A 23,075-nucleotide genomic window follows, 5' to 3' on the forward strand; every position below is an offset into this window, starting at 1 on the left:
TATGCTCGCTCGGGTGCTCACGATAGCGGTGGACGCGTCTCGTAGAACGCGATCGCGGCCGCCGTGGCGACATTCAGCGAATCGACGCCGTCGGGCATCGGAATCCGCACGGCGAGGTCGGCGGCGGCGATCGCCTCGGCGGTCAGGCCCGGGCCTTCCGCACCGAGCATCAGCGCGACCTTCTGCGGTGTCTGGTCCCGTAACTGCCGCAGCGAAACGGAATCCGCACGCGGGGTGAGGGCCGCGATACGGAAACCGCGTTCCCGCAGCAGATTCAGGTCGCCGGGCCAGGAACCGAAGGTGGCGAACGGGACGCGCAGGACGTGCCCCATCGAGACGCGGACACTGCGCCGGTACAGCGGGTCCGAGCAGCCGGCGCCGAGAAGGACCCCGTCGACGCCGAGCGCGGCCGCGTTGCGGAACAGCGAGCCGAGATTCTCGTGGTCACCGACGCCTTCGAGGACCGCGAGCACGCGAGCGCGGTCGATGACGTCCTCGACCGACGGCGGCGGAACGGGCCGGTCCGCGACGGCGAGCACCCCGCGATTCAGATGGAAACCGACGACGTCGGCCATCACTTCGGGCGAGGTCACATAGCCGGGAACGTCGACGTCGTCGAGTGCGGTGCTCAATTCCTGGAATCGGCGCTTTACTCCGAGCAGAGCGCGTACCGGGTACCGGGACTTGAGCAGCCGCTCGACCACGACGGCACCTTCGGCGATCACCAGGCCACGCCCACCTGGCCTATCGGGCCGCCGATCGGCTGTGGACAAGTCGCGGAAATCGTCGAGCCGGGGGTCGTCCCGGTCGTCGATGGTGATCAATTCAGCCACCAGGTGAGTGTGTCATCCACCCACTGCGCGCGTTACACGTCCGAACGTCCACCGGCAGGTGGTACGAACGGACGTATTTTGCTGTAAGTTAACCCCTAGTGACAGAGAGCACCAGTTTGGCCGCTAGCCGGGCGACGGCGATGCGTGAAACCGTTGGGCCGCCTGGCAGTCCCGCCTGGAACCCGCGGATCATCGCCAATGAGGAGCTCGACGAACATGGGTAACGATCTTTCGGCGGACCCATTCAAACCGCAGGATCGCGGACGTTACCGCCGAAAGGTCCAGCGTTGCCTCGACACCCTCGCCCGGATGCTCACCGATGGGAGCTTTTCCTTCCCTCGCAAGAACATCGGGCTCGAGGTCGAACTCAATCTCATCGACAGGGAACTGCGCCCTTCGATGACGAACACGCTGGTACTCGAGGCCTTGAACGACCCGTCCTTCACCACCGAGCTCGGCCAGCACAACCTGGAGCTCAACGTGCCGCCGCGGCCGCTGGCCGGCGATTCCGCACTGCAGCTGGAGGACGATCTCCACTCGTACCTGGGCGCGGCCATGCGGAAGGCCGAGGAATCCGGCGCGTCGCTGGCGATGATCGGCATCCTTCCCACGCTGCGGCATGAGCACTTCGACCAGAAGTGGCTCACCAACAACGCCCGGTATTCCCTGCTCAACGACCGGATCTTCGCCGCGCGCGGCGAGCGCACGGTGCTCTCGATGGAGGGCTCTCCGCTCCCGGGCAGACAGCCGGAGCGGCTGCGCAGCTACTCGGAATCGATCCTGCCCGAGGCCGCCTGCACGTCGGTCCAGCTGCATCTGCAGGTCGCCCCGGAGGAGTTCGCCGCGCATTGGAACGCGGCACAGGCACTCGCCGGAGTCCAGGTCGCGGTCGGCGCGAATTCGCCGTTCCTGCTCGGCAAGGCACTCTGGCACGAGACGCGGATCCCGCTGTTCCTGCAGGCCACGGACACCCGGCCGGAGGAACTGAAGAACCAGGGCGTGCGGCCGCGGGTGTGGTTCGGCGAGCGGTGGATCACGTCGATCTTCGACCTGTTCGAGGAGAACGTCCGGTACTTCCCCGGTCTGCTTCCGGAGACCGACAGCGAAGACCCGGTCGAGGCGCTCGACTCCGGCCAGGCACCGAAACTCACCGAACTGCGGATGCACAACGGCACGGTGTGGCGCTGGAACCGGCCGGTCTACGACGTCGTCGACGGCATGCCTCACCTGCGGGTGGAGAACCGGGTGCTGCCCGCCGGGCCGACCGTCATCGACATGGTCGCCAACGCGGCCTTCTTCTACGGCGCACAAAGGGCACTCGCCGAAGCCGACCGTCCAGTGTGGACACAGATGTCGTTCCAGGCGGCCGAGGAGAACATGTACGCCGGGGCGCGCCGCGGCTTCGACGCGCAGCTGTACTGGCCGGGGATCGGCTGGATCCCGCCGGACGAGCTGGTGCTGCGGGTCCTGCTGCCGCTGGCGCACGAGGGACTACGCCGATCGGATGTCTCCGACGAAGCAAGAGAGCGCTATCTGGGTGTCATCGAGCAACGATGCCTCACCAGGAGGACCGGCGCGGCGTGGCAACGGGAGTACGTCCTGCGCGCGGAGGAGCGCGGCGCCGAGCGGGAGACCGCGCTGACCAGGATGCTGGGCCGGTATCAGGAGCTGTCGGCCACCGAGACTCCGGTGCACACCTGGTCGCTAGAGGCCTGAGGGGCGCATAGGGTGGTCACCCAGGGAGGTGGCTCGTGCCCAAGATCATCGGCAGGTCGCTGGAGGAACATCGGCGCGAGGTCCGCAGCAGGGTGTTCGACGTCCTGCGCGGGCAGCTGTACGAGCGCGGCTTCGACGCGATCACGCTGGCGGGCGTCGCCGCCGAAGCGGGCCTCGGCCGCACGGCGATGTACAACCACTTCCCCGACAAAGAGAGCCTGCTGGTCGCCTTCGTCGAGGACGAGGCCACGCGCTACGTCGAACGGCTGAAGGCGGCCGTCGCGACCGCCCACACGCCCGTCGGCAAGCTTTCGACGTTCGTCCGGCTGCAGCTGCGGGTGCTGGCCGAGTACCACCTGCCCCCGGGGACGGCGCTCGCGTCCGCGCTGGCGCCCGCCGCGTACCGGCGGATCAGCGCGCACGCCGACCCCATCACGGCGCAGCTTCGCGAGATCCTCGCCGAAGGGGTGCCGGAAGAGGACCCCGACGTGCTGATTCCGATGATCACCGCCGCGCTGGGCAGCCGTCAGGTCGTCGATGTACCACCCGAACGGCTGGAAGAGGCGATCGAGGGAGCCGTCCGGTTCGTGCTCAGAGCGGTCGGGATGGCGGATGACCGGGAAAAACTCGGAAATTAGGGTAGCCTAACCCGTAGTTGTGCCTTACGCTCTTTCTGACAGCATGTCAGATCGATGCTTGGAGGCTCTTTCCATGCCGGTGACCACCGACGTCGAATCCGGGCCGTTCTCCGCGGCCCTGCGCGCCTCCACCATGGCGGCTCACGACCGGGCCAACCACTCCGTCTACATGAACGCCCTGCTCGGCGGCGAGCTCGCGATCGAGGGCTACACGCAGCTGGCGATCCAGTACTACTTCATCTACCAGGCCATCGAGCAGGCCGGCGACAAGCTGGCGAAGGACCCGGTGGCGGGCAAGTTCGTCTTCGACGAGCTGCGGCGGCTGCCGAACCTCGAACGCGACCTCGAACACCTCGTCGGCCCGAACTGGCGCGAGACCGTCCGCCCGCTGGCGTCCACCGAGCGGTACGCCCGGCGCGTGGCCGAGGCATCGGACTGGTCCGGCGGCTTCGTCGCCCACCACTACACCCGCTACCTCGGCGACATCGCCGGCGGCCAGGTGATCCGGCGGCTGCTGGAGCGCAAATACGAGCTGACCGAGGCGGGGTCGCTGTTCTATCACTTCGACCAGCTGGGCAGCGCCCCGAAGTTCCGGGACCAGTACCGCGAGCAGCTGAACACGGCGCCGTGGAGCGACGACGAGCGCGCACGGCTGATCGACGAGGCGATCGTGGCCTTCGAGTGCAACATCGCGGTGTTCGACGAGCTGGCCGGTGAGCTGGACTCGTACCGCGCGGCCTGACCTCGGCGGGCTTGTAAACGGCATGTCCACGACCGGTCAAGCGGTCCGGCGCCGCACCGCCAGCACCAGCACCAGACCGGCGCCCAGGACCCTCTCCGCTTCCAAGGCCACCGGCGTCGGCCCGTCCGCCTGGGTGACCAACTTCCCGGGCGGTTCCTCGCCGATCGCCTCGAACGGCACCTTCACGACGCAGATCCGGATCGCCGAGGTCAACAGCGGCCTCGACTGCTCGGACCCCTCCGTGACCTGCGCGATCGTTTCGCGTCGCGACCACTTCGCGTCGAACGACCGGAACTCGGACGTCTTCATCCCCGTGTCGTTCTCCTGACGGCATGACGGGCAGGGGGTAGGGCGCGCCCTACCCCCTGCCCGGTGGGCTGCCGGATCCTTTGGGCCCCAAGAAGACCCTAATTTCTAAGGCATGATCCGGATCGGGGCCACCGCCGCCCTTCTGACCCTCACGGCGGTCATCATCGCCCCAACCGCCGAAGCCGCCCAAGCGGCACCGGCCACGCCCGCCTTCGCCGCCGCGGTCTTCGACGAGGTGCTCCCGCGAAGCCTTGCCGCGCACAACATCCCCGGCGCCGCCGTGGTCGTCGTCGAAGGCGACAAGACGGTGTTCTCCGCGGGCTATGGCGTGTCCTCTATGGACACTCAGGCGAAGGTCGACCCGGACCGCACCGGTTTCCTGATCAACTCCGTCGGCAAGTCGATCGCCGCCACCGCCGCGATGCAACTCGTCGAGCAGGGCAAGCTGCGACTGGACACCGACGTCAACGGCTATCTGAAGTCCTTCCATCTCCCCGATACCTTCCCCGGCCGTCCGGTCACCCTGTTCTCGCTGCTGACCCACACCGCGGGATTCGAAGACCACGTCTACCGGATGTTCACGCCCCGCGACGAAAAGCTCCCGTCGCTCGCGGAACACCTCGCGACCGAGATCCCCACCCGTGTCCGCCCGCCGGGTGAGCACACCGCGTACTCGAACTACGGCTTCGCCCTCGCCGGGCACCTCGTCGAACTCGCCTCGGGACAGTCCTATGCGGACTACGTGCGGCAGCACATCTTCGAACCGTTGGGAATGAAGAACAGCAGCGTCGCCCAGCCCACCCCCGACGTCCCGCTGGCCACCGGCTATCGCTGGGACGGCTCGGCGCAGGTCGTCCCGCCGGCGAACTTCGGCCCGGAACCGCCCGCCGGCGACGGGAACATCGCCACTCCCGCCGACATGGGCCGCTACGCCTCCGCGAACCTCGTGCCGGGAACGTTCAGCCGCTCCCTGCTGGACCAGTTGCACGGGGCGCGCTTCCGCAACGATCCGCGGCTGACGGGGATGGGTTTCGGCTTCTCGGAACGGCGGATGAACGGGCTGCGCCTGGTGGAGAAGACCGGTGACTCGCCGGGTTTCCTCAGCGTGCTGGAACTGATCCCGGAGAAGAACACCGGCGTGTACCTGGTGTTCAACGGTGGCGCGTTCTCCGGTGACGCCGCCGCGGTCACCTTCGAAGCACTGAAGGCGTTCCTCGACCGGCTGCACCCGTCATCGCCCGTCCCCGCACTGCAGGCCCTTTCCGGCGACGTCACGCGGTTCGAAGGCGGCTACAACGACACGCGGCTCGACTTCGACAGCTTCACGAAGGTCCGCGCGCTCGCGGGCGGTGTCTCGGTGAACGCGGACGGCGACGGCGTGCTGACGACGTCCGGAATCGGCGAAGGAACCCGGCGCTGGACACAGACCGAGCCCGGCCTGTTCACCGACGAGACCGGCGCACGGATCGCGTTCCGCGAAACGGACGGCAAGGTCCTGCTCTTCACCGGCGACGACCCGAACACCTCCTACGAACGCATGTCGTGGCTCGGCTCCGCCTCCACCCACCTGCTGATCCTCGGTGTCGCGCTCGTACTCCTGCTGGGTGCGCTGGTGTGGTGGCCGATCCGCGCCCTCGTGCGGCGAGGCCGGGAGCGGCACCCTTCCGGTGCCCGCTTCGCGACCAGCGTCGCCTGGGCCGCGGCACTGGCCATCGCGCTGTTCGTCGCCGGATTCGCGGTGCTCATGAGCGATTTCAGCGGCGCCGCCGTCGCGCTGACGTCCGGTCACTCTCCGTTGCTGAGCGCGACCCTGGTGTTGCCGGACATCGCGCTCCTGCTGACCGGCGCCACCCTCGTCTGCGTGGGGCTCGCCTGGCTACGCGGATGGTGGAACACCTCCGCCCGGATCACCTATACGGTCATTTCCGTGGCGCTGGTGGCATTCCTCGGCGTGATCGCGTCCTATCAGCTGGTGGGACTGCCCTACCTGGCCTGATGACCACCGTCACACCTCCTTGACCTCCACTTAACTGGAGCTAGCAGGGTGGGTTTCAGGCAGCGGCCCTAGCGGGTACAGCTGCTGAGGACAGGTCGTTCCACCTGGGAAGAACGCGGCCGCCCCGGTCGCCGCAAACGGGTGAAGACGACTAAGTTCGGTACTGGAAACTCGTGTCGAAATCAGAAGGAGGGCCAATGGCCCGCTACGAGCTGCCCGAACTCGACTACGACTACGCGGCCCTCGCGCCGCACATCTCGGGCGAGATCAACGAACTGCACCACAGCAAGCACCACGCGACCTACGTCAAGGGCGCGAACGACACGCTCGACAAGATCGCCGAAGCCCGCGACGCCGGTAACTTCGGTGACATCGTCGGCCTGCAGACCACGCTGGCGTTCCACCTCGCCGGGCACGCCAACCACGTCGTGTGGTGGAAGATCCTGTCCCCGGAAGGCGGCGACAAGCCGACCGGCGAGCTGGCCTCCGCGATCGACGAGGCGTTCGGCTCCTTCGACAAGTTCAAGGCGCAGTTCACCGCGGTCGCCACCACGATCCAGGGCAACGGCTGGGCCGCGCTCTCCTGGGACCCGATCGGCAAGACGCTGATCACCCAGCAGCTGCGTGACCACCACAACAACCTGGTCCTGCCGACCACGCCGATCCTGCTGGTCGACGTCTGGGAGCACGCGTTCTACCTGGACTACAAGAACGTGAAGCCGAAGTACGTCGAAGCCCTCTGGAACATCTTCAACTGGGCCGAGATCTCCAAGCGGTTCGACAACGCCGTCGCCGGTGGCAACGGTCTGCTGCTCGGCTGACCTCTCACCACCACGAAGCGGGGCTCTCCTTTTCCGGGAGGGCCCCGCTCTTGTTCGTGTCGAAGGTTGACCTCCAGCGAAGTCGAGGTGTCAGGGTGGACGCATGGACGTCGCCGCATATCTCGAACGCCTCGGGCTCGACCGCCCCGCCACCGCGGACATCACCGCGCTGCGGGTGCTGCAGGAACGCCACCTCGCCGCGGTGCCGTTCGAGAACCTGAGCATCCACCTCGGCGAGCCGATCGTCCTGGACCCCGGGGCGCTGTTCGACAAGATCGTGCGACGTCGTCGCGGCGGCTTCTGCTACGAGCTCAACGGCCTCTTCGCGACGCTGCTGCGAGAGCTGGGCTTCGACGCCACCCTGCGGTCCGCGAGGGTGTTCGGGCAGGACGGCGTCCTCGGGCCGCCGTTCGACCACGCGGGTATCCGCGTCGAACTGGACGAGCCCTGGCTGGCCGATGTCGGCTTCGGCCGGTTCAGCCGGTTCCCGCTGCGACTGTCCGCCACCGAGGCCCAGGCCGATCCGGACGGCGAGTTCCTGGTCCTGGACGCGCCCTACGGCGACATCGACGTCCTCCAGGACGGCAAGCCGCAGTACCGGATGGAAGCGCGGGAGCGGGAGCTGGCGGACTTCACGCCGACAGCGTGGTGGCAGTCGACGTCGTCCGACTCGAACTTCACCAAGGGGCCGACCTGTTCGCTGCCGACCAAGCACGGCCGGGTCACCCTGGCGGGTGACAGGTTGATCGTCACGACCCACGGCGAGCGTCAGGAGACCAGGCTTTCGGGTGATCAGGAGATCCTGGACGTCTACCGGAAGGAGTTCGGGATCGATCTCGACCGCGTACCGGTACGGCCTTGACCAGAAGTGCCCGGTCATCGACCATGAACCCCCGGCATGAACGAAGCCCCGCCTCCGGGGGTGACCCGGTTGCGGGGCTTCGTCCGTTCCCGAACTGACTGCCGCTCCCACCACGAAGCGGACATGTATGAGGTTAGCCTAACCTCACTACGTGGGCAAGGGGGTCGGCCGAGAGACGCCGATCTCACCCGTCCGAGTGACGGCAGACTGTTCCCATGAGTCTTCTGAGCGGTAAAGCCGTGATCATCACCGGCTCCGGGCGAGGCCTGGGCAGGGCCTTCGCGCATCACGCGGCTTCGCAGGGGGCCGCGGTCGTGGTGAACGACGTCGACCCCGACCTCGCACACGAAGTCGCGGACGAGATCCGCTCGCAAGGTGGACGCGCGGTGGCCAACGGCGACTCGGTCGCCGACGCCGGGAACGCCGCCGGCCTGATCGAGCAGTGCGTTTCCGAGTTCGGCACGCTCGACGGCCTGGTCAACAACGCCGCCCTCAACTACCGCGCCGAGCCGTGGGACGACGATCCCGCCCGGATCCGCGAACTGGTCGACGTCAACGTGCTGGGCCCGTTGTTCTGCGGGACCGCGGCGGTGAAGGTGATGCGCGACCAGGGCGCGGGCGTGATCGTGAACGTGGGATCCGGCTCGATGATCGGCCAGCGCCGCGCGGCCGCGTATTCGGCTTCGAAGGGCGCCGTCGCGTCCATGACCGCCTCGTGGGCGGCCGACCTGGCGGGGCACGGCATCCGGGTCAACGCCGTCGCACCGGTGGCCTGGACCCGGATGGCGCAGAACGATCCGAGCGTCGTCCAGACCCCGGAGCACAGCCCGGATCGGGTGGCGCCGCTGGTGACGTACCTGCTCAGCGACCTTTCGGCGGGCGTCAACGGGCAGATCATCCGGTTCCGCGGCGACATCCTGTGCGTCCTGCGCCAGACCGCGATCAAGGAGCCCGTCCTCGAACGTGACTCCTGGACGGTCGAGGACATCGCGGAAGCCATCGACGGCGAGCTGCGGGAGGTGCTGGAGCCGCCTCCCTCGGCCAGGTGGAAGTGACCCTTTCGCGCCCCTGACCGGCGCGGATCCGCTAGCGTCCGCGAATGGTCAACTGGGCAGTCAAGAGCGCGATCGTCGCCGTGGTCGCCCTTCTCGGCGCGGGGTGCACGGCGAAGATCGACACCTACGAGGAGGGGCTCGGGCCGAAGGAACTGCCCAAGTCCTGGCCGTCGGAGAACGGCCACGCCCTGCGCCCGGTCCCGATGCCGTCCGGGGAGATCCTCATGGCGCTACCGAAGGAGACCACGGCGCAGGTCCTGTGCCAGGCCATCCCGGCCGAGCGCTGGACACAGCTGATGGGCGGCGAGGTCGCACGCGAGGTGGAGCACGGCGAGACCTGTCACGCGGTCGGGCTGGACGACTGGGTCCGGATCTCGCTGAACCGGACGGGCGTCGCCGACCGGACCACGCTGGGCACTCGCAAGAAGATCACCGTCGCCGGACGGCCGGCGACCCTGGTCATCGGCGGCTCACCGTCCCTGGTGGAGGTCCAGCTCGCCGACGAGGGCGTGCAGCCGCCCACCGGCGGCATCCTCAGGATCGAGACCAGCTGGACGCGCGTTCCGCGACAGGACGACCAGAGCGAATCCCGGCTGCTGGGGCTGGCCGAGGCCACCCTCGCCGCGTCGTTCGGGCCGGAGCCGAAACTGCCCGCCGTCGGCCGACTGGACGCCATCGAGCGCAAGACCGTCGAGCCCGGCGCGGGAATCCTCGACGCCCCGCTGCCGGAGATCGCGTGGAAACTCTGCACTCAGCTCGGCCGCGCGCTCGGGCTTCCCGCCGAAGCCACGGAGCCGCGCATCGACGGGAAGTGCATGGTGGAGTCCGCGAAGGGACCCATCCGGGTCGAGAACGACGCGCTCATCTCGGAGCATTCGGCCGCCCCCGTGGCCGGGCGTCCGGCCAAGGAAAGCCAGGGAGAGTTGAGTGTTCTGCTCACGGACAACGGTTCGAAACAGGGACTGCGGTTCCAGTGGAGCGGTGGTTCGAAAACGGATCTGCGGGAGCTGGCGGAAAAGGTGGTTCCGCCGCTTCTGGGCTCTTGAGCACTCGGGGTCCGGGGTCGCTCGCGTTTAGTCCTCTGGTTGCGGTCGTTGCGCGCGCAAGGATCGGGAAAGCGCGTGAGCGTCACGGGCCTGTAGCCGTTAGGTCCGGGGGTCGTGAGTGATTTGGGCCGTTAGGGCCAAGAGTGTTCGAGGTACCTACGTCGGCGAGTTTGTGATCCCGCTTGCTTGGCGTTGGCGGTTCTGCTGGCCTGTGCGCAGGCGGCGGTTTCGCGTGATTGGAGAGACGACACGCGTGTCCAGGCGGACGGCGAGCGTGTTCAGATGGACGACACGGGGCGGAAGCCCGGCCGCGGGCGTGTCGTCCGTCCAGTCACAGGTGTCGTCTCTCCAGTCACACGTGTCGTCCGTCCGGCCACGTCCGGGGAGGCTGCGGTATCGCGTGGGTCGGGTTGTCGTGAGTGATTCGGGTCGTTAGAACGACCCAAATCACTCACGACTCACCGTTTCTGCATTGCGCCGAAGGGCCGTACGAAAGTGAGGTTCGCACCGTTTGAGGTACGGAAACGCGAAACCCGGCCCACCCACCGTCCGGAAGGCCCACCCGCCGGATCCGCCCATCGGGTCCGCCGGTTCAGCGGACAGCGGCGCCGCGAACGGCTAGCTTCACCCCGTGGACTCGGGAAGCCAGGAATACCGCAAGATCGCGCGCAGGACGGACCGTCCGATGTGGATCTGGGCGGGCTGTGCCCTGACGAGTGTCCTGCTCCTCTTCGGCGTGGGCACGGTCGTCATGATCAGTCTCGTCGGCGACAGCGAAAACACGAGCGAGCGCCCGTTGCCGGACGTCTGGCCGGAGAAACCCGAGAACGCGCTTCGCCCGGTGACGATGCCGACGGGCGAGATGATGGTCGCGCTGCCGGGCAGCACCGCCGCACAGGTGTTGTGCCAGGCGATCCCGGAGCAGCGCTGGGAAGAGATCCTCGGCGGCCGCACCCTGCGCGAGGCCACCACGGCCTGCCACGCGGTCACGGCCGAGCTCGACGTCAGTGCCCAGATGATCCTCGAACTGCCCAAGGACACGACCCGGGGCATGCCCACGAAGACGTCCGTCGCCGGCAAGCTCGCGTCCATCGCCTCCGACGACGAGGGCACGGCCCTGAGCGTCGAGCTGGCCGAGGTCGATCCGCACCACGGCGCCGACCCGGTGCTGAGGGTCTCGATCCGCACCAGGGCCGCCAAGGGACTCAAGACCGAGGAGAAGGCGCGAGCGCTCGCGGAGGCGCTGATCGCCGGCACGATGCCGCCCGGGCCGGCGTTGCCGAAAATCGGCGAGGACGGCGTGATCCCGCTGCAGAAGATCGAGCCCGGCCCGATCAAAGACCAGCCCCTGCCGGTGATCTCCTGGCTGCTGTGCGCCGAACTGGGCCGCGCGCTCGGCGTGCCCACCGACAAGGCGGTGCCGCAGTTCTTCGCCGCGTGCGAGGTGAACGGCGTGACCGCGGACTACAGCGAGCTTTCCTCGGCCGTCCGCCCGACGACGACCATCGCGGGGCTGCCCGCCCAGGTCGACCAGAAGAGCGTCGTCATCCAGCTCACCGACGACGCCGACGGGGAAACCCTGAAGTTCAAGGGAACCGGCGAGCTCCAGGCTCTGGCGGAGAAGGCCATCCCCACGCTGGTCGGCCGCTAGGTGGTCCGGTCGGTGAGTGTGTTCACACCCGTTCCCGCTTCAGCACTCGAAGGCCGTTGCCGAAGCGTCGCACCGGCAGGCTCACGCCACCGCGCCGGATGAGCACGATGGCGCACACCACCGCGGCGATCGCCGAGATCGCGCCGCCGATGTAGAACGGCGAGCGGCCGCCGAAGGCATCGGCCATCCAGCCGGTCATCGGGCCGCCGATGGGATTGCCGCCGATCAGCACCAGCACGTACAGGCCCATCACGCGGCCGCGCATCTCCGGGCTGACCGCGGTCTGCACGAGCGCGTTCGCCGTGTTGAGGAAGGTGATGGTCGCGAAGCCGAGCGGAATCAGCGCGAGGCCGAACGTCAGGTACGTCGGCATGAACGCGGTGACCACTTCGAACGCGCCCAACAGGAACGCCGAGATCAGCAGCATCCGCACCCGGGGGCCGCCGCGGGAGTTGCGGCGGGCCGACATCAGCGCGCCGGTGAAGGTTCCGACGGCGACCAGTGTGGACAGCAGGCCGTAGCCGTCGGCGTTGGTGTGGAAGACGTTCGCGGCGACGATCGGCAGCGAGGTGAAGTACGTGATGCCGAAGGTGCTCACGAAGAACACCAGCACCATCACCGTCATCAGGTCACTGCGCCGCCGGACGTACCGCAGCCCTTCGACCAGTTGCCCCTTCTCGCGCGGGATGACCGGGCCGCGGAAGAGCTTGTCCGGGTTCATCATCGCCAGCCCGACGACGACCGCGACCGTGCTCACCGCGTTCGCGATGAAGAGCCAGCCGGTGCCGACCCAGGTGATCGCGAAACCCGCGATGGCCGGGCCGACGATGCGGGCCATGTTGAAGATCGAGGAATTCAGCGCGACGGCGTTGGTGACCTTGTCCCGGCCGACCATCTCGGCGACGAACGACTGCCGCGCGGGCACTTCCAGCGACGCGGTGATGCCGAGCGTGAAGCAGAGGAGGTACACGTGCCAAAGTGCCGCGATCCCGGAAAGGTCGAGCAAACCGAGGACGACGGCCTGCGTCAGCACGGCGATCTGGATGCCGATCAGCAGCCGCCGCTTGTCGACCCGGTCGGCCAGCACCCCGGCCCACAGCGAGAGGAACAACGTCGGCGCGAACTGCAGCGCGACCGCGATACCGAGCGCGATCGGGTTGTTGCCGCTGAGGGTGAACACCAGCCAGTCCTGGGCGATGCGCTGCATCCAGGTGCCGATGTTCGAGATGACCTGGCCGGTGAAGAAGAGCCGGTAGTTGCGCACCTTCAACGAGGCGAACATGCTCGCGCGCGGATTCTCGCGAGCCGGCGCTGGAGGCGGTGGAGCGGGTTCCCGGGTAGCGGTGGTCTTCGAAGGACACTGTGTTTCGCTACCCGTGGTCGTCACCGCTGTTAGTTCCCCGCCATCCTGTCGATGATCTCGGCGGCGCGAGAGAGCACTTCGCGTTCCTGGGCGCTCAACTCCGCCAATTGCTTGTCCAGCCAGATCTCCCGCGCGGTGATCTGCTCGATCACGTAGGCCCGGCCGCGGTCCGACAACTCGACGATGGCCTGACGGCCGTCCGTCGGATGCGGCCTGCGCTCGACGTAACCCATCTCCTCGAGCGCGGCGATCACCCTCGTCATCGAGGGCGGCTGGACGCCTTCCTTCGCGGCGAGCTGACCGGGGGTCAGCGCACCGCATTTGTGCAGTGTGGACAGCGCGGAAACCTGCGTCAGCGAAATACCGTCGCCCGCGCGCTGTGCCCTCAGCCGGCGATTGAGCCGGACCACCGCGAGACGCAGACGGCTCGCCAACGAGCGCTCGTGCGTGTCACCGGACATATAGTTAGCATACCTCACGATCGTATCGATCACCCGTGAGATCGACCACGGGTGACAAAACCGCTGGTCAGTTGAAGGCGGCTTGGATCGGGCCGACGGCGAAGTAGGCCAGGAACATCACCGCGATGCCCCACATCAGCGGGTGCACGCCCTTCGCTTTGCCGGTGACCGCGCGGAGAACGACGTAGCTGACGAAGCCGGCGCCGATGCCGTTCGCGATCGAGTAGGTGAACGGCATGACCACGATGGTCAGGAACGCGGGCAGCGCCACGGTGAAGTCGGCGAAGTCGATGTCCTTGATCTGGCTCATCATCAGCGCGCCGACGACGACCAGCGCCGGAGCCGCCGCCTCGACCGGGACGACCTGGTACAGCGGGGTCAGGAACATCGCCGCGATGAAGAGCAGGCCGGTGACGACGTTCGCGAGCCCGGTCCTGGCGCCCTCGGCGATACCGGACGCGGACTCGACGAAGACGGTGTTCGAACTCGACGACGCGAAACCGCCCGCCACCGCGGCGGTGCCGTCGACGAACAGGGCCTTGCCGACGTTCGGGAGTTTGCCGTCCGGCGGAAGGAGGTCCGCTTCCTTGGCCAGCCCGGTCATCGAACCCATGGTGTCGAAGAAATCCGCGAGCACCAGGGTGAAGACCAGCAGCACGACGGTGATGATCGGCAGCCGTGTCCACGCGCCGAAGGAGATGTCACCGACCAGCGAGAGATCCGGCAGGCCGAGGACCTGTTCAGGCAGTGCCGGGTAGCCGAGGTTCCAGCCCTGCGGGTCGACGCCCTTCGACGGGCCGACCTTCGTGATCGCCTCGACGACGATCGCCAGCACGGTCGAGGCGAGCACCCCGATCAGGATGGCGCCCTTGACCCGCTTCGCGACCAGGATCCCGGTGAGCAGCAGGCCGACGACGAACACCACGGTCGGCCACGACGCGATCGAACCGTTGATGCCGAGACCGACCGGGACGGTGGTCTTCGCGTCGTCCGGGACACGCCGGACGAACCCGGCGTCGACCAGGCCGATCAGGCAGATGAACAGGCCGATGCCGACCGCGATGGCCGATTTGAGCGGCGGTGGCACGGCGTTGAACACCGCCGTGCGGATGCCGGCGAAGACCAGCAGGACGATGACGAGACCCTCGATCACCACCAGGCCCATCGCTTCGGGCCAGGTCATCTGCGAGGCGAAGGTGACCGCGACCAGGCTGTTGATGCCGAGCCCGGTGGCGATGGCGAACGGGTAGTTCGCGACCAGCCCCATGATGATGGTCAGCACGCCGGCGACCAGCGCGGTCACCGCGGCCACCTGTGGGACGGGAAGGATGTTGCCGACGACGTCCTTGTGCGCCCCGGCGTCAGCGGCCGAGAAGCTGCCGATGATCAGCGGGTTGAGCACGACGATGTAGGCCATCGTGAAGAAGGTGACGATCCCGCCGCGGACTTCCCGCCCCGGGGTCGAGCCGCGCTCGCTGATCTTGAAATACCGGTCCAGTGTGGACCTGGTGCGCTGCTCCGCCATCGCTTACCATCCTTCGCCCGTTGCCGGGTACCCTTCCCCACGTGGGCGAATCGATCAATTCCGGGGAAGTAAACGGTTCATTGCGGCATACGCCGGAGCTGCCGAAGCGGCTGACCGACCTGACGCCGGTCGTGATCGTAGGGACCTCGCTCTGGGCCCTCGCGACCGTGGTCCTGTTCTTTGTGACCGACGGCATCTGGGTGCAGACGGCACTGTCGGGCGTCGTGCTCGGCTTCATCGGCCTCGCGATCGTCGGCTGGCAACGCGCCGCCGCCCGCCGCGGTTCAAAGAGCGCCCAGCGCCTGTAGGTTTCCGCGTTTCGTCCTCTAGTTGCGGTAGTTGCGCGTGCAAGTACCGCAAGTAGAGGACGAAACGCGTGGAGTGAGGCGCTAGTTCAGGAGGGCGGAGGGCGAAGGGTCGTCGAGCAGGGCCGTCAGGACGTGCCGGTCGCCCCACCGGTCCGTGGCCCAGGCGAACGCCCGCGCGAGTCCCTCGGAGGTGTCGGCGGCGTGCAGACGGCCGTCGGACCACCACGCGACCTCGTGTTCGGCGTCCTCGAAGGCCACCGTCAACGTTTCGTGCAGCAGCACGCCGCCCTCGGGCAGTTCGACGCCCAGCTGATCGGCGGCCAGCCGGAGCGCGGAAAGCTCCGTCCACGGCACGAACTCGCCGTCATCGGCGACCTTGGCGGCGAGACCGCTCGCCAGCGGCAGGTCCAGCAATTCCGCCAGTGCACCGGAACCGCTCGCCGAGACGACCAGCCGGTCCGCCGGCAGCACGGCCGCGAACCACGGGGCGTCGAGGACTACGGCGTCCCCGGCGTCGGCGGCCGAACCGTCCGCGACCCGGACACGTCCGGGTGCGTCGACGTCCGCTCCTGTCTCCGCGAGTACGGCGTGCGCGCGGGCGGCGAGCCCAGGGCTCACCGCGCGCTCGGGGTCTCCCAACCTGTCCAGCAGGTCCTCGACGTCTTCGGCGGTGTCGGTTCCCAGTTCGGTCCGGACGCCCGCGGCGAGCAGGATTTCGTTGCTCAGCCCCGAATCCGGCACGACGTCGTAGAGACCGGTCAGCGCGGCGGCAGCCGGCATCCGCCAGTCGAGCGGAGCGTGCCCGTCCAGCAGCGCGTAGCGCGCGAGCCACCAGCCGGTGTGCCCGCCGGGTTCGGTGAGCGCACGCCAGGTCTCCGGCCGGGCCGCGAGCAGGCGCAGCGCCCCGGGCCAGGAGTCGTCGGCGACCAGATCGAGATCGCGCACGGCGAGCACCCGCGACGGCGGACGCTCCCGCGAATCCCACCAGTCGTGTTCTTCGGGCAGGCCGTGCTCAGGTTCCAGCGGATCGTCGTCGGTGACCAGCGCGAAGGAATCGAGCACGCCGACCGCGACGAGCGTGCCTTCCGGCCAGTCTTCGGCGAATTCCTCGTCCAGCACGGACAACGGGCCGTCTTCTTCGAACACCTCGGGGTCGAAAAGGTCGCCCAGCGGCGAAGTCGGCAGGATGAGTTCGTCCGCGCGCCGCCAGCCGTCCTCACTCGGCAGTGCCAGCGCGCCCGCCCACTCGGGAGCGTCGTCTCCGACCTCGGCGATCAGCCGGAGCACCGCGCCCGCCAGGGCCGTACCGTCCAAACCGGACCGGACGTCCTCGACACTGCGTTCGACGGCGGCGCTCAGCGCGTCGGCTTCGAGCAGGTCGCCCGCTTCGGCATGCTTGGCGCCCAAGCGTTCCAGCAACGGATGAGCCGCGACGGGATGCACGAGACGCAGGCCGAGAATGTCCACATCGGACAGAAGTTCGAGCAGTTCGGCCGAACCGCCGACGAGCAGCGCGTCCCGCACACCGGGCAGGGTCCGGCCGTCCGACATCGGGACCGGCAGGGCGCCGAGGTCGTCCCTGGTGATGTCGTGCGCCTCGAAAGCCGGGAGTAGCACGTCGTAGAGGGAACGCCACCAGGACGGCTCGCGCCGGATCCCGGTCAGCAAGTCGATGGCCTCGGCGGGCGAAAGTGCTTGCGCACCAACGGCACGAAGGTCCACACCGGACAGTGATAGCAACCCGGGAACGAGATCGGCCAGCAACGGCAGCAGACCTGGGACGTCGACGGACAGCACCCGCGCCTGACGCCCGGATAGGTCCTTGCCGGTCTGCGTTGAAAGAGGCTGGGAGGGAAGCCAAGGCAGTTCGGCGAGATTCCCGAGGATGGACTCGCGCAGCGTTCCGTCCACAGTGGAGCGCGGGAAGGTGGCGCCGGGAATCAGCGTCAGACGTTCCTTGCCGGGCAAGGAACGGACGAGTTCGACGTACTCCCGCGCGGCGACCTTCAGTGCCGCGTTCAGTTCAGCACCGGGCAGGGCACGCCGCCGGGACGGTTCGATCGGCAGCGTCGCGATGAGGCGTGCGGGCAGCGAAAGTTCGTCGTCGGTCGGCGTCGGCGCGTGCAGGACGTCGTCACCGAGCGGTTGCGGCACACCGGATCCGTCGACCGGGACCGCCCAGACGACCTCGCCGCGATGGACGAGCCAGCGATCGGCGGACCCGTCGGGCGATGAGAGTTCGACGACGCCGTCGCCGAGATCCGTGCGGCGCCAGACCGCTTCCTCGATCTCGACGGTCTCCAGCCACGGCAGGGCGAGCAGGAGGTCACCGATGTCGTTCGTCAGATCCGCCAGCAGCGCCGGGAGATCGACGCCCTCACGCACCGGAAGCCGGATCTCGGTGGCGAAGCCGTCGGGCACGGCGGATTCGCTGTCCGAGACCGGCCAAGGCAGCCGGAGAACGGGAACGTCGCCCGTGCGGGCCGCTTCCGCGCGTGTGCGTTCCGCGGAGAAAGCGACCCCGCCGGTCGTCGACACGATCCGCGGCTCGGCGGAAACCGTGAGCACGGCGGCGAAACCGACACCGAACCGGCCGACGGTCTCGTCACCCTTACCCGAGGCTCGAAGCGAGGCAAGCGATTCGACGCCGCGGGCGTCCAGCGGCGCACCCGTGTTGGCGAACCTCAGTTCACTGTCCACAACGGACACTCGAAGACGGCCGGGTTTCCCGGCCGCCAACGCGGCGTCGGCGGCGTTCTGCGCCAGTTCGACGAACAGCCGGTCACGGTAGCCGCCGACCCGCAGGTCGTTCTCCGTGTTGGTGTCCTCGGTGAACCGGGTCGGCGAATCCGCCCACGCGCGGAGAACGGCACCACGCAGCGCTTCGGTACCGAAGGGGTCAGGCGTTGGGGTGCTCACTGGCGCTTTCGGTGGCCTCGGTCTTCGTCTCGTCGGCCGGGACAACCGCCTCGGGCTCGACCTCGGGCTGGACCTCCGCCGTCTCGGGCACCTCGGCGACCGGAGCTTCGGACTCGTCGATGACGGCGGCTTCGGCGGTCTCAGGCTCGGGCTCGGCGGGCGCTTCCGGAGCAGCCTCGAAGTCGAGGAGCGAGTCGTCGTAGACCAGTTCCGCGACCGGCACCGAGGAGGTCACCTCGACCTCGATCTCAGAGTGCGCGCCGCAGCCGTAGGCGACGTCGACGACGTGGCCGTCCGCCGGGGAGATGTCATTGGTGCACGCGCCGAAGGCCGCGCTGAGCGACCCGGCGAGCGCCACGAAGAACCCGCAACCTCCGCAGACGTCCGGCGCGCTGCGCGCCATGTCCGAACGCGGGCCGAACTCGCCGTCGTGCCAGCGGGCGGCCGCGTCGAGCCTGCCGAAACGGGACAGCACGTGGACCCGGCCGAGCCCGGCCTCCTTGGCGACCTCTTCGACCGCGGGATCGTCGGAAGCCAGGTACGCCGGAGCGAGCCGCGGGTCGTCCTTCTCCACCGGGAAGATGTCGCCGACGCCGAGGTCACCCGCCTGCACCCGGCGGTCCCATGGCACCCAGGCGGGGGCGACCCGCGCGTCCGGACCCGGGATCAGCACGACCTCGCTGACCGTGATCGGCTCGTCCTCACCGGCGAGCGCGACCGTCACCGACCATCGCCAGCCCCGGTAGCCCGACACGGTGGCCTCGAACAGGTGGCTCGCGGAAACCGCGTCCTCCCGGTCCACGCCGACGTGCGCGCCGAGGAGTTCGGCACCGGCTTCCTCCGACGCAGCGGCACGGGCGAAGTCGACCGCCTCCGCGAGTTTGCGCTGGATAGAGCCGTCGTCCAGGGTCAACAGCAGGGTCATGCCCCCATTCTGCCGCACGCGACATCGCGGTCCGTGTCAGGCTGTCCGCGTGCGCACGCTGATGACCACATCGCTCCTGCTGGCCGCCACGCTGGGTGGTTGCGCGGCTGCTCCGGTGAGCGATGCCGCCCCGCCCGTACCGGAGAAACTCAAGGTGCAGGTGCTCTCGACACTGCCCCACGACCCGGCCGCCTTCACCCAGGGTCTCGAGTTCTCCGGCGAGACGCTCTACGAGGGGACCGGTCTGGTCGGCCGGTCGTCGATGCGGGCCGGGCCCGCGGGCGCGGCGCCGTCGGTCAAGGCGGATCTGCCGGACCTGTTCGGCGAGGGGATCACCGTGCTCGGCCCGACGGCCTGGCAGATCACCTGGAAGGACGGTGTCGCGATCGAGCGCGACGCCAAGACGCTGGCCGAACGCCGCCGGGTGAACTACACCGGCGAGGGCTGGGGCCTGTGCCACCGCGAGGGCACCGGGCAGCTGGTGATGAGCGACGGCTCGTCGAAGCTGACCTTCCGCGACCCCGTCACCTTCGCGCCGACAGGCAGCGTCGAGACCGGCCGTGACCAGTTGAACGAGCTGGAGTGCGTGGGCGACTCGGTATACGCGAACGTCTGGGAGACCGACCGGATCCTGCGGATCGACGCCACCACCGGGCGGGTCACCGGCGAGATCGACGCGTCCGGGCTGCTCGACGCGAGCGAGCGGACCTCCGCCGACGTCCTCAACGGCATCGCCGCGGTACCCGGGACCAGTGAATTCGTCATCACCGGCAAGCTCTGGCCCAAGATGTTCCGGGTGAAGTTCGCGCCGATCTCCTAGAAAGCAGTGGTGAGCGCGCGAAGCGGTCCCGGCGTAAGGCAGGATTGAAGGGTGGGAATCTTCGGCTCGAACTCTGGACCCGACGGCACGCGTTCCGGCCGGTCGGGCAAGGAGCGCGGCCGTAAGAGCAAACGCAAGTGGACGCCGGAGCCCGGCGCCGCCCAGGCGCGGACCTGGTCCGCGCCGCCGCCGACCAGGGTCGAGCAGCAGCCCGCGCCGCCGCGGCAGCCGCCTCCCCCGCGCCAGCAACCCCAGTACCAGCCGTTTTCGGCAGGCCCGACCGCCGACGAGGCGCGCACCAGCGCGATCCCGATGGGCCACCACCAGCCACCGCCGCCGCGCACACCACCGCCGCCTCCGCAGACTCCCCCGCGAGGCGCGAGGCCGTATCCGGATCCTTCGCAGCGGCAGACCGAACCCGTCCGGCGTCGTCAAGGCGGGTTCTACGACGACCAGCCGCCCGGCAGCGGCGAGTACGAGCACTACGACACCGGCGGCTACGCGGGCGAACCGCGTGACGCCTCGGACCAGCCTCAGGAGCACCCGACCACGGCGGTGCCGAACGCGGGCAGCATGCCGAAGCTGCCGAAGAAGATCACGGTCACCCGGGTCGCCGCGATGCGCAGCCGTCAGCTCACCGGGCAGGCCGTCGGCGCGTTCCAGCGCGCGACGAAGGCGGACGGCGCCGACAAGTCGGGCCTGACTTCGCTGACGTACGCGGTGATGCTGAACTACGCCAGCGACGCCGCGATGGCGATCGCGCTGGCCAACACGCTGTTCTTCGCCGCCACCAGCGGGGAGAGCAAGGGCAAGGTCGCCCTCTACCTGCTCATCACGATCGCCCCGTTCGCGCTGGTCGCGCCGGTGATCGGCCCCGCGCTGGACAAGATCCAGCGCGGCAGGCGGCTGGCCATGTGCGTGTCTTCGGCCGGCCAGGCACTGATGGCCATCGTGATGGCGCTGCACTTCGACGACTGGCTGCTGTACCCGGCGGCCCTGGGCATGATGGTGCTCTCGAAGTCGTTCACCGTGCTCAAGGCGGCCATGACACCACGGGTGCTGCCGCCCGAGATCACCCTTTCGAAGACCAACGCCCGGCTGACCGTGTTCGGCCTGGTGGCCGCCGGTGTGTTCGGCGCACTGGCGAGCGGGTTCAACGGGATCTGGGGTTCTCAGGGCGCGCTGTGGTTCACCATGGTGATCTGTGTCGCCGCCGCGGTGCAGTCGATGCGCATCCCGTCGTGGGTCGAGAAGACCGAGGGCGAGGTACCGGCGTCGCTGTCCGCGCACCCGGAACGGCGGGTCAAGAAGCAGCGGCAGCCGATGGGGCGGCAGATCGTCGTCTCGTTGTGGGGCAACGGCACCGTCCGCGTGCTGACCGGGTTCCTGATGATGTTCTCCGCGTTCGCGGTAAAGGCGCAGGCCGAGGGCAGCGGGCAGAGCCCGTTCGACCAGCTGCTGCTGCTCGGCATCATCGGCGCCGCCGCCGGTGCCGGTGGTTTCCTCGGGAACGCGCTCGGCTCGCGGCTGCACTTCGGTAAACCGGATCAGGTGATCCTGGCCTGTGTCGGGGCCTGTCTGGGCATCTCGGTCATCGCCACCGTCGCGGCCGGGCTGGCGACGGCGGCGATCGTCGCGCTGGTCGGCGCGACCGCGAGCGCGCTGGCGAAGATCAGCCTCGACGCCGTCATCCAGGAAGACCTGCCGGAAGAATCGCGCGCGTCGGCGTTCGGGCGGTCCGAGACCGTGCTGCAGATGTGCTGGTGCTTCGGCGGTGCCGTCGGCCTGCTGCTGCCGCCGACGTACTGGATCGGGTTCCTCGTGCTGTCGATCCTGCTGTCCGTCGGGTTCACGCAGACGTTCATGGTCCGGCGCGGGACTTCGCTGATCCCCGGCCTCGGCGGCGACCGGCCGCTGCGCCCGGAGCCGACCAGCGAATCGCCGCTCCCCTCGGAGGCCGGTGACTCCCGGTGGCGCACCGGCTCGTAATCTTCACCGTATGCGGCGACTTCGTATCTTGGCCCTGCTCGCGGTGGGTGGTTTCGTGGTGGCCGGTTGCTCGGCCCCCGGCCCCGAAGAGGTGACCTTCTTCGCCGACGGGAAGACGGTGAACGTCACCCCGCTGGCGTCCTGCGACGTGGCGTCCGCCCAGTGCACGACCACGCCGGAGGCCGCGGGCAAACTGCGCGTCCGGCCGGGGAAACCGGTGCAGATCTCGGTGCCCAGCGGGATCGCGGAGACGCCGTGGAAGGTCACCGTGCAGTACGTGAACGGCAAGGGCGAGCCGCAGGAACTGAAGCAGGACATCATCACGTCACTGGACCGGTTCGCCTACACCGTGACGACGCCGGCGCCCGACGACCAGATCCTCGTCGTCGAGGTCGCGCAGGCATCCGTGATCAGCCAGACGGGACGTCCGGAGGACGCCGAGGCGATCACTACGGCGATCTGGTCGCTGCAGGTCGAACCGCCTGCCGCCGCCTGAGGCCGGTTTCGCCGCTGAGCGCGCGCTATGAACGGCCCGTTACTTGCAAATTTTGCAAGTAACGGGCCGTTCATAGCGTTTACGGAAACCGGGCCGATCAGGGATCGAGGTCCCGGGCGACCGCGCGCATGATCTCGGCGACCTGCTTCGTGTGCTTGCGGTCCGGGTAGCGGTTGCGCCGCAGGTCGGGCTGCACCTTGAGTTCGAGCAGTTTGATCATGTCCTCGATGAGCCCGTGCAGCTCCTCGGCGGGACGGCGGCGCGCCTCGGCGACCGAGGGCGGCGGGTCCAGCAACCGGACGGAGAGCGCTTGCGGGCCGCGGCGGCCGTCGGCGACGCCGAACTCGAGGCGCTGACCTGCCTTGAGCCCCTCGACGCCCTGCGGCAGCGCGGCTTTACGGATGTAGACGTCGGCGCCCCCATCCTGGGTGACGAAACCGAAACCCTTCTCCGCGTCGTACCACTTGACCTTGCCGGTCGGCACTTCCCTCACCCATCCTTTGCTGTCCTGCTCACAACGAACGCGCCCGGGGGCGTACCCAGGGCGCGCGTCGCATAAGCCTATCTCGCCACATGCCCTGGGGAGAAGCGGATACCGGC

Annotated in this window: 21 protein-coding genes; 13 read left to right on the top strand and 8 right to left on the bottom strand. The window is 68.6% G+C overall.

Annotated features, from left to right (window positions below; genetic code table 11):
• Positions 1-17: 17 nt before the first annotated feature.
• Positions 18-833 (bottom strand): TrmH family RNA methyltransferase, encoded by an 816-nt coding sequence (locus ACLJRL_RS08825; protein WP_410655584.1) that lies wholly within the window; start codon positions 831-833, stop codon positions 18-20.
• Positions 834-1,049: 216 nt separating this feature from the next.
• On the opposite strand from ACLJRL_RS08825, the gene ACLJRL_RS08830 reads away from it, so the two are divergent.
• The 3 genes from ACLJRL_RS08830 to ACLJRL_RS08840 all read left to right on the top strand — a co-directional run bounded on the left by ACLJRL_RS08830 (position 1,050) and on the right by ACLJRL_RS08840 (position 3,929).
• Entirely contained in the window at positions 1,050-2,549 is a 1,500-nt protein-coding gene (locus tag ACLJRL_RS08830) for a glutamate-cysteine ligase family protein (RefSeq protein WP_410655585.1), read from the top strand.
• Positions 2,550-2,584: 35 nt separating this feature from the next.
• The gene (locus tag ACLJRL_RS08835) at positions 2,585-3,187 is read left to right on the top strand and encodes a TetR/AcrR family transcriptional regulator (RefSeq protein WP_410655586.1); all 603 of its coding nucleotides are present in this window, start codon (positions 2,585-2,587) and stop codon (positions 3,185-3,187) included.
• Positions 3,188-3,260: 73 nt separating this feature from the next.
• Positions 3,261-3,929, top strand: coding sequence for a heme oxygenase (biliverdin-producing) (locus ACLJRL_RS08840; RefSeq protein ID WP_410655587.1), 669 nt, complete (start codon positions 3,261-3,263; stop codon positions 3,927-3,929).
• A gap of 36 nt (positions 3,930-3,965) precedes the next feature.
• Here ACLJRL_RS08840 and ACLJRL_RS08845 read toward each other — a convergent pair whose 3' ends face one another.
• Positions 3,966-4,238: a hypothetical protein gene (locus ACLJRL_RS08845; RefSeq protein ID WP_410655588.1), complete on the bottom strand. Its 273-nt coding sequence runs from the start codon at positions 4,236-4,238 to the stop codon at positions 3,966-3,968.
• A gap of 112 nt (positions 4,239-4,350) precedes the next feature.
• Between ACLJRL_RS08845 and ACLJRL_RS08850 the strand changes: the two genes are divergently transcribed.
• The 6 genes from ACLJRL_RS08850 (at position 4,351) to ACLJRL_RS08875 (ending at position 11,669) form a co-directional block, all read left to right on the top strand.
• The gene (locus ACLJRL_RS08850; protein WP_410655589.1) at positions 4,351-6,234 is read left to right on the top strand and encodes a serine hydrolase domain-containing protein; all 1,884 of its coding nucleotides are present in this window, start codon (positions 4,351-4,353) and stop codon (positions 6,232-6,234) included.
• Positions 6,235-6,431: 197 nt separating this feature from the next.
• Complete coding sequence (locus tag ACLJRL_RS08855) at positions 6,432-7,055, top strand: superoxide dismutase (protein ID WP_184896249.1); 624 nt, start codon at positions 6,432-6,434, stop codon at positions 7,053-7,055.
• A gap of 103 nt (positions 7,056-7,158) precedes the next feature.
• The gene (locus ACLJRL_RS08860) at positions 7,159-7,917 is read left to right on the top strand and encodes an arylamine N-acetyltransferase family protein (protein ID WP_410655590.1); all 759 of its coding nucleotides are present in this window, start codon (positions 7,159-7,161) and stop codon (positions 7,915-7,917) included.
• Positions 7,918-8,132: 215 nt separating this feature from the next.
• Entirely contained in the window at positions 8,133-8,972 is an 840-nt protein-coding gene (locus ACLJRL_RS08865) for an SDR family NAD(P)-dependent oxidoreductase (protein ID WP_410655591.1), read from the top strand.
• A 44-nt stretch (positions 8,973-9,016) separates the two neighbouring features.
• Complete coding sequence (locus tag ACLJRL_RS08870; RefSeq protein ID WP_410655592.1) at positions 9,017-10,018, top strand: hypothetical protein; 1,002 nt, start codon at positions 9,017-9,019, stop codon at positions 10,016-10,018.
• Positions 10,019-10,649: 631 nt separating this feature from the next.
• Positions 10,650-11,669, top strand: a complete 1,020-nt coding sequence (locus ACLJRL_RS08875) for a hypothetical protein (RefSeq protein WP_410655593.1) — start codon at positions 10,650-10,652, stop codon at positions 11,667-11,669.
• 22 nt (positions 11,670-11,691) lie between these two features.
• On the opposite strand, the gene ACLJRL_RS08880 is transcribed toward ACLJRL_RS08875, so the two are convergent.
• The 3 genes from ACLJRL_RS08880 to ACLJRL_RS08890 form a co-directional block, all read right to left on the bottom strand.
• A complete protein-coding gene (locus ACLJRL_RS08880) occupies positions 11,692-12,951 on the bottom strand; it encodes an MFS transporter (protein WP_410655594.1) in 1,260 nt (419 codons plus the stop codon).
• Between the two features lie 110 nt (positions 12,952-13,061).
• Positions 13,062-13,493: a MarR family winged helix-turn-helix transcriptional regulator gene (locus ACLJRL_RS08885; protein ID WP_039923532.1), complete on the bottom strand. Its 432-nt coding sequence runs from the start codon at positions 13,491-13,493 to the stop codon at positions 13,062-13,064.
• Between the two features lie 67 nt (positions 13,494-13,560).
• Positions 13,561-15,018 (bottom strand): NCS2 family permease, encoded by a 1,458-nt coding sequence (locus ACLJRL_RS08890; protein WP_410655595.1) that lies wholly within the window; start codon positions 15,016-15,018, stop codon positions 13,561-13,563.
• A gap of 80 nt (positions 15,019-15,098) precedes the next feature.
• Here ACLJRL_RS08890 and ACLJRL_RS08895 point away from each other — a divergent pair, with 80 nt between their 5' ends.
• Positions 15,099-15,326 carry a DUF2530 domain-containing protein gene (locus tag ACLJRL_RS08895; RefSeq protein ID WP_410656154.1) on the top strand — a complete coding sequence of 76 codons (228 nt, stop codon included), beginning with the start codon at positions 15,099-15,101 and terminating at the stop codon, positions 15,324-15,326.
• An 81-nt stretch (positions 15,327-15,407) separates the two neighbouring features.
• Here the strand turns inward: ACLJRL_RS08895 and ACLJRL_RS08900 are convergent, their stop codons facing one another.
• Both ACLJRL_RS08900 and ACLJRL_RS08905 read right to left on the bottom strand, forming a co-directional pair.
• Positions 15,408-18,245 carry a sacsin N-terminal ATP-binding-like domain-containing protein gene (locus ACLJRL_RS08900; RefSeq protein WP_410655596.1) on the bottom strand — a complete coding sequence of 946 codons (2,838 nt, stop codon included), beginning with the start codon at positions 18,243-18,245 and terminating at the stop codon, positions 15,408-15,410.
• The gene (locus tag ACLJRL_RS08905) at positions 18,226-19,170 is read right to left on the bottom strand and encodes a DUF3027 domain-containing protein (RefSeq protein WP_410655597.1); all 945 of its coding nucleotides are present in this window, start codon (positions 19,168-19,170) and stop codon (positions 18,226-18,228) included. Before ACLJRL_RS08905 ends, ACLJRL_RS08900 begins: the two co-directional genes overlap by 20 nt.
• A 49-nt stretch (positions 19,171-19,219) precedes the next feature.
• Between ACLJRL_RS08905 and ACLJRL_RS08910 the strand changes: the two genes are divergently transcribed.
• The 3 genes from ACLJRL_RS08910 to ACLJRL_RS08920 are packed head-to-tail and all read left to right on the top strand — an operon-like array spanning position 19,220 to position 22,475.
• Positions 19,220-19,990, top strand: a complete 771-nt coding sequence (locus ACLJRL_RS08910; RefSeq protein ID WP_410655598.1) for a glutaminyl-peptide cyclotransferase — start codon at positions 19,220-19,222, stop codon at positions 19,988-19,990.
• A gap of 51 nt (positions 19,991-20,041) precedes the next feature.
• Positions 20,042-21,979 carry an MFS transporter gene (locus ACLJRL_RS08915; RefSeq protein WP_410655599.1) on the top strand — a complete coding sequence of 646 codons (1,938 nt, stop codon included), beginning with the start codon at positions 20,042-20,044 and terminating at the stop codon, positions 21,977-21,979.
• 28 nt (positions 21,980-22,007) lie between these two features.
• A complete protein-coding gene (locus ACLJRL_RS08920) occupies positions 22,008-22,475 on the top strand; it encodes a DUF2771 family protein (RefSeq protein ID WP_410656155.1) in 468 nt (155 codons plus the stop codon).
• A gap of 97 nt (positions 22,476-22,572) precedes the next feature.
• Here the strand turns inward: ACLJRL_RS08920 and ACLJRL_RS08925 are convergent, their stop codons facing one another.
• The gene (locus ACLJRL_RS08925) at positions 22,573-22,959 is read right to left on the bottom strand and encodes a cold-shock protein (protein WP_410656156.1); all 387 of its coding nucleotides are present in this window, start codon (positions 22,957-22,959) and stop codon (positions 22,573-22,575) included.
• Between the last annotated feature and the right edge of the window lie 116 nt (positions 22,960-23,075).

The organism is Amycolatopsis sp. lyj-112 (genome assembly GCF_046549055.1).
Classification (GTDB): Bacteria; Actinomycetota; Actinomycetes; order Mycobacteriales; family Pseudonocardiaceae; genus Amycolatopsis.

Excerpts from the sequence above, each read along its gene's own strand:
- ACLJRL_RS08885 (WP_039923532.1), bottom strand. The coding sequence starts at position 13,493 with ATGTCCGGTGACACGCACGAGCGCTCGTTGGCGAGCCGTCTGCGTCTC.
- ACLJRL_RS08860 (WP_410655590.1), top strand. The coding sequence starts at position 7,159 with ATGGACGTCGCCGCATATCTCGAACGCCTCGGGCTCGACCGCCCCGCC.
- ACLJRL_RS08865 (WP_410655591.1), top strand. The coding sequence starts at position 8,133 with ATGAGTCTTCTGAGCGGTAAAGCCGTGATCATCACCGGCTCCGGGCGA.
- ACLJRL_RS08870 (WP_410655592.1), top strand. The coding sequence starts at position 9,017 with ATGGTCAACTGGGCAGTCAAGAGCGCGATCGTCGCCGTGGTCGCCCTT.
- ACLJRL_RS08845 (WP_410655588.1), bottom strand. The coding sequence starts at position 4,238 with ATGAAGACGTCCGAGTTCCGGTCGTTCGACGCGAAGTGGTCGCGACGC.
- ACLJRL_RS08880 (WP_410655594.1), bottom strand. The coding sequence starts at position 12,951 with ATGTTCGCCTCGTTGAAGGTGCGCAACTACCGGCTCTTCTTCACCGGC.
- ACLJRL_RS08890 (WP_410655595.1), bottom strand. The coding sequence starts at position 15,018 with ATGGCGGAGCAGCGCACCAGGTCCACACTGGACCGGTATTTCAAGATC.
- ACLJRL_RS08830 (WP_410655585.1), top strand. The coding sequence starts at position 1,050 with ATGGGTAACGATCTTTCGGCGGACCCATTCAAACCGCAGGATCGCGGA.
- ACLJRL_RS08855 (WP_184896249.1), top strand. The coding sequence starts at position 6,432 with ATGGCCCGCTACGAGCTGCCCGAACTCGACTACGACTACGCGGCCCTC.
- ACLJRL_RS08840 (WP_410655587.1), top strand. The coding sequence starts at position 3,261 with ATGCCGGTGACCACCGACGTCGAATCCGGGCCGTTCTCCGCGGCCCTG.
- ACLJRL_RS08850 (WP_410655589.1), top strand. The coding sequence starts at position 4,351 with ATGATCCGGATCGGGGCCACCGCCGCCCTTCTGACCCTCACGGCGGTC.
- ACLJRL_RS08905 (WP_410655597.1), bottom strand. The coding sequence starts at position 19,170 with ATGACCCTGCTGTTGACCCTGGACGACGGCTCTATCCAGCGCAAACTC.